Source organism: Mycobacterium sp. TH-M82 (genome assembly GCF_057473605.1).
This window is the reverse complement of the sequence record NZ_JBYCKY010000659.1, coordinates 1-4,620: the sequence shown is the minus strand read 5'-3', so window position 1 is coordinate 4,620 and position 4,620 is coordinate 1. Positions and strand designations below refer to the sequence as shown.

Annotated in this window: 5 protein-coding genes; 2 read left to right on the top strand and 3 right to left on the bottom strand. The window is 68.9% G+C overall.

The annotated features are described in order from the left end of the window. Both AC2VON_RS19370 and hisN read right to left on the bottom strand, forming a co-directional pair. The coding region (locus tag AC2VON_RS19370; RefSeq protein WP_486954401.1) for an acyl-CoA dehydrogenase family protein at window positions 1-1,385 on the bottom strand (1,385 nt) is incomplete at its 3' end. Window positions 1,386-1,501: 116 nt separating this feature from the next. Beyond that, the gene (gene hisN / locus AC2VON_RS19365) at window positions 1,502-2,290 is read right to left on the bottom strand and encodes a histidinol-phosphatase (RefSeq protein WP_486954400.1); all 789 of its coding nucleotides are present in this window, start codon (window positions 2,288-2,290) and stop codon (window positions 1,502-1,504) included. 24 nt (window positions 2,291-2,314) lie between these two features. Between hisN and AC2VON_RS19360 the strand changes: the two genes are divergently transcribed. Beyond that, complete coding sequence (locus AC2VON_RS19360) at window positions 2,315-2,650, top strand: hypothetical protein (RefSeq protein WP_486954402.1); 336 nt, start codon at window positions 2,315-2,317, stop codon at window positions 2,648-2,650. A gap of 16 nt (window positions 2,651-2,666) precedes the next feature. Here AC2VON_RS19360 and AC2VON_RS19355 read toward each other — a convergent pair whose 3' ends face one another. Continuing rightward, on the bottom strand, window positions 2,667-4,049 hold the full coding sequence (locus tag AC2VON_RS19355; protein WP_486954399.1) for an FAD-dependent oxidoreductase: 1,383 nt from the start codon (window positions 4,047-4,049) through the stop codon (window positions 2,667-2,669). Between the two features lie 75 nt (window positions 4,050-4,124). Between AC2VON_RS19355 and AC2VON_RS19350 the strand changes: the two genes are divergently transcribed. Continuing rightward, a partial coding sequence (locus tag AC2VON_RS19350) for a PCRF domain-containing protein (protein ID WP_486954398.1) occupies window positions 4,125-4,620 on the top strand: 496 nt, incomplete at its 3' end.

Below are 4,620 nucleotides of genomic sequence, written 5' to 3'. Positions count from 1 at the left end.
ACACCCTCGGCGACACCGATTGCCCGCAGGTCGCGGTACCAGCGTTCGACCGGGTGTTCCTTGATGTAGCCGTGGCCGCCGAGCAGCTGCACGCCGTCCAGGCCGATCTGCATGCCTTTGTCGGTGGCCAGCCGCTTGGCCAGCGCGGCTTCCCGGATGAACGGCAGACCCTGCTCGGCCCGCGATGCGCCGCGCCAGGTGATCAGCCGCAGCCCGTCGCATTCGATGGCGATGTTGGCGCACATGAACGCCACCGACTGGCGGTGGGCAATGGGTTCGCCGAAGGCCTCGCGTCCCTTGACGTAGGGCACCACGTAGTCGAGCACCGCGTGGCAGGTGCCGACCGCCAGCGCCGACCAGCCCAGCCGGGACAGCGCGAGGGCCTCGGAGTAATCGGTGTCGCTGGCCTCGTCTTCGCCGAGTCGGGCGCTCGCCGGCACCGACACCTTGTTCAGTTCGACCCGCCCCAGCGCCGCGGCGCGAATACCCATGCTGGGGTCGGCTTGGACGCTCAGCCCTTTCGCCGACGACTCGACGATGAACAGCGCCGGCTTGCCGTTCAGCTGGGCGGCGACGACGAGCAGCTCGGCCTCGGCGGCGGCCGGGACCAGTGACTTCACCCCGTCCAGCCGGTAGCCGCTCGGGGTGCGCACCGCGGTGGTCTTCAGCTTGGTCGGGTCGAACAGCGGCTGCGGTTCGGCGATCGCCACGCAGGCCTGCGGGACGTTCTCACCGGCGAATTCCGGCAGGTAGGTGGCTTGCTGGTCGGCGCTGCCCCAGTAGGAAAGTGCCGATGCCACGCCGCCGGGGGCGAGGATCGGCAGCGCCAGCCCCATGTCACCGTAGGCCAGCGCCTCCGCCACCAGCACATTGGTGACCGTGGCCCGGTGCGCCGCGATCCCGTCGAAGTCCTCCGGGATGTTGATCGCGGTGACGCCCAGCTCGGCGGCCTTGCCGATCAGCTCGGGCGGATAGTCTGCGGCCTCGTCGGCGTCGCGGGCCGCCGGGCGCAGGATCTGCGCCGCGAACTCGTCGACCGTTTCGACGATCATCTTCTGCTCGCCGTCGGGTGTCAGGTCGAAGTCGTCCTTACCGCTGGCCTTCAGCCGGGCTGGCGCCGTGCCCAGCCCCCGGATCTTCTTGAATTGGCGTGCTGAGGCCCCGGCGACCGAGAACACCGTCTTGACCCCATATTGCAGTCCGCGATTGAGCGGGTCGCGCAGGTGATGGCGGTCCAGGAACTCCTGGCCCACCAGTGGGGTGACCAGCGCCAGGCCGATCTCGGTCGGGGTGCGCCGGTGCCTGCTCGTCGCGTCGGCATTGCGCCGGCCGGCTCGCCGCGGGTGCTGCTTCGAACCGTCGGTGGCGTGGGCGGTATCGGTCATGTCAGAGCCTCACTGGAAAGGGGGAGTGCGAGCAACCCTATCTTACTCTGAAGTAAGATACGTTGTCGGGGTTAGCTATGTCACCTCGCTGGCCCAGCGCCGGTGGCCCGGCCCGGCTACGTCGCGCGCAGGGAGTCCAGCACGCAAGGGTGCAGCAGCGCGTTGGTGGCCACCGCACTGCCGCCGTGTGGTCCGGCGGTGCCGTCCAGGCTGGTGAACGTGCCGCCCGCCTCGCGGATGAGCACGTCGAGTGCCGCCAGATCCCACACCGACACCGCTGGCTCGATGGCGATGTCGACGGCGCCCTCGGCGACCAGGCAGTAGGCCCAGAAGTCGCCGTAGCTGCGCACTCGCCACACGGCCTCGGTCAGCTCCAGGAACCGCTCCCGCAGGCCGCGCAGCGCCCACACCGAGATGCCGGCGAACGACAGGCTCGCCGAACCCACATCGGCTATCGACGACACCGAAAGTCGTTGTGCGCGAGTACCACCGACCGCGCCGAACGCGCCCAGGTCGCGGGCCGCCCACCATCGACGATCCAGCGCTGGGGCACTGATCACCCCGACGCACGGCACACCGTCGTCCAGTAGCGCGATCAGGGTGGCCCATATCGGCACGCCACGCACGAAATTCTTGGTGCCGTCGATCGGGTCGACGATCCACTGACGTCCGCTGAAAGTTGCTGTCCCGCCGAATTCTTCGCCGAGGATGTCGTCGTCCGGCCGGTCGGCTGCCAGCACGTCACGCAGCATGGTCTCGACCGCCCGGTCGGCGTCGGTGACCGGGGTGAGGTCCGGTTTGGTTTCGACGCGCAGATCCAACGCACCGAACCGCGCCAGCGTCACCGCGTCCGCGCGATCGGCCAGGGCCAGTGCCAGCGCCAGGTCGTCGTTAATGGAGGTCATGGCTGCAGTCCTACCATGACCCTCGTGTGGGAGATCTGGGTGCTGGTGCTTCTGGTCGGGATTCTCGCGGTGGTGCTGGCTCCGCGGTTCATCCGCGCGGGGCCGCACAGCGATGCGCTGGACGGCACCCTGGTGGTCACCGGTGTCAGCCCGAAGCCGGACGGCCCGGGTGTCAGCGGTGAGCAATACGTCACGATCACCGGTGTCTTGCACGGCCCGACCGTGGCCGAGCACGAGGTGTACCAGCGGATGGCGGTCGACGTGAGCAACTGGCCGACGGTAGGTGAGCTGCTGCCGGTGCGCTACTCGCCGCGTAACCCCGACAACTGGAACCTGGCCGGGCCATCACTCGGCGGGTAGCCCCGGTGGCGGCCGGTCAGCCGTGCCCGACCCGCAGCAGGTCGGCGATGCTGGCCAGCTTGACCCGGGGCCGGCCGCACGGCTCGCCGCTCGACCGCTCGTGGGCGTCGATCAACTGCCAGTGCTCATCGGTGACCAGCTGCGGCTGGCGGGAGAGCAGCCAGGCTTTGAGCTCGTCGTCGTAATCGGGGCCCACGTCGGTGAGGGTGGCCGTCGCTGAGCCGGCTGCCAGGTCGGCGGCCAGCGTGTCGACGGTGGCCTGGGAGTCGCTCTTGTTGGTGCCGATGACACCGGACGGGCCCCGCTTGATCCAGCCGACGACGTACTGGTTGCGGGTGCCCTCGATGCGTCCGTCGGTGTGCGGAATGGTGCAGCTGGCCTCGTCGAACGGCAGGCCCGGAGTGGCCACGCCGCGGTAGCCGACCGAGCGCACCACCAACTGCGCCGGCAGCACCTCCCGGCCGCCGGTGTCTTTGGCCACCACCCGCCCGTTTTCGTCGGTCACCAGCTCGTTGCGCCCCAACACGATCTCTTCGACGTGGCCGTTACCGCGGATCTCGATCGGCGAGGTGCGAAACCGGAACACGATCCGGCGGTGGCCCGGCCGCGGCTGGCGCCCGACGTAGTTGCGCAGCACCTTGGCGTTCTGTTTGGGATGCTTCGGGGCCGTTTCGATGTCCTCGTCGGAGATTCCGGCGAATTCGGCGGGGTCGATGATGACGTCGACGCCGGCCAGGCCCTTGAGCTCGCCCAGCTCACGCAGTTCCGGGCTGGTGAAGGTGGCCTGCAGCGGGCCGCGGCGGCCGATGATCACCACCTCTTCGACACCCCGGCAGTCGAGCAGCGGCAACGCGTGGTCGGCGATGTCGGTGCTGCGCAACTCGTCGGGGTCGCTGACCAGGATGCGGGCCACATCCAGCGCCACGTTGCCGTTGCCGATGACGACTGCGCGACGGCACCTCAGATCCGGTGCCATGTCCTTGAAGTGCGGATGCGCGTTGTACCAGCCGACGAAGTCGACCGCTGCGACGCTGCCGGGCAGCTCCTCGCCGGGGATGCCCAGGTGCCGGTCGGTCTGGGCGCCCACCGCGTAGATCACCGCGTCGTACCGCTCGGCGAGCTCGTCGGGTTGCACATGCTCACCCACCACGATGTTGCCGAAGAACCGGAATCGGGGGTCGGATGCGGTCTTCTCGAACTGCGCGCTGATCGACTTGATCTTCGGATGATCCGGGGCAACCCCGGAGCGCACCAAACCCCATGGCGTCGGCAGCATCTCCAGCATGTCGACGTGCACATCGACGCCGTCAGGGTTGTTTGCGGCCAGCTTGAGCAGCGACGCGGCAGCAAAAAACCCGGACGGGCCGGAGCCGACGATCGCTACGTGGTAGGGACGCATACACCGATGCTAAACACCCACCTTGGCGGTCGTCGGCGATCACCGTGGATGGCGGCGCCGGTAACGTGAAGAAGCGTGGAACCCGACCGGCAAGCCGACATCGCCGCCCTGGACGCCACCTTGACCACGGTGGAGCGGGTGCTCGACGTCGAGGGCCTGCGCAGCCGCATCGACAAGCTCGAACACGAAGCGTCCGACCCGAACCTCTGGGATGACCAGGCCCGCGCCCAGCGGGTGACCAGCGAGCTGTCACACACCCAGGGCGAGCTGCGCCGGGTCGAGGAGCTGCGCGGCCGGCTCGAAGACCTTCCGGTGCTTTATGAGCTCGCCGACGAGGCAGAGGGCACAGAGGGCACAGAGGGCACAGCCGCAGCGGAGGCGCGCGCCGAGGCCGACGCCGAACTGGCGGCTCTGCAGACCGACGTCGAGGCCATGGAGGTGCGCACCCTGCTCTCCGGCGAATACGACGAGCGTGAGGCGCTGGTCACGATTCGGTCCGGAGCCGGGGGAGTGGACGCCGCCGACTGGGCGGAGATGCTGATGCGGATGTACATCCGCTGGGCCGAACAGC

What these genes read in the sequence shown, in the direction of transcription:
- hisN (WP_486954400.1), bottom strand. Translation starts at nt 2,290, where the DNA reads ATGACCTCCATTAACGACGACCTGGCGCTGGCACTGGCCCTGGCCGAT.
- AC2VON_RS19355 (WP_486954399.1), bottom strand. Translation starts at nt 4,049, where the DNA reads ATGCGTCCCTACCACGTAGCGATCGTCGGCTCCGGCCCGTCCGGGTTT.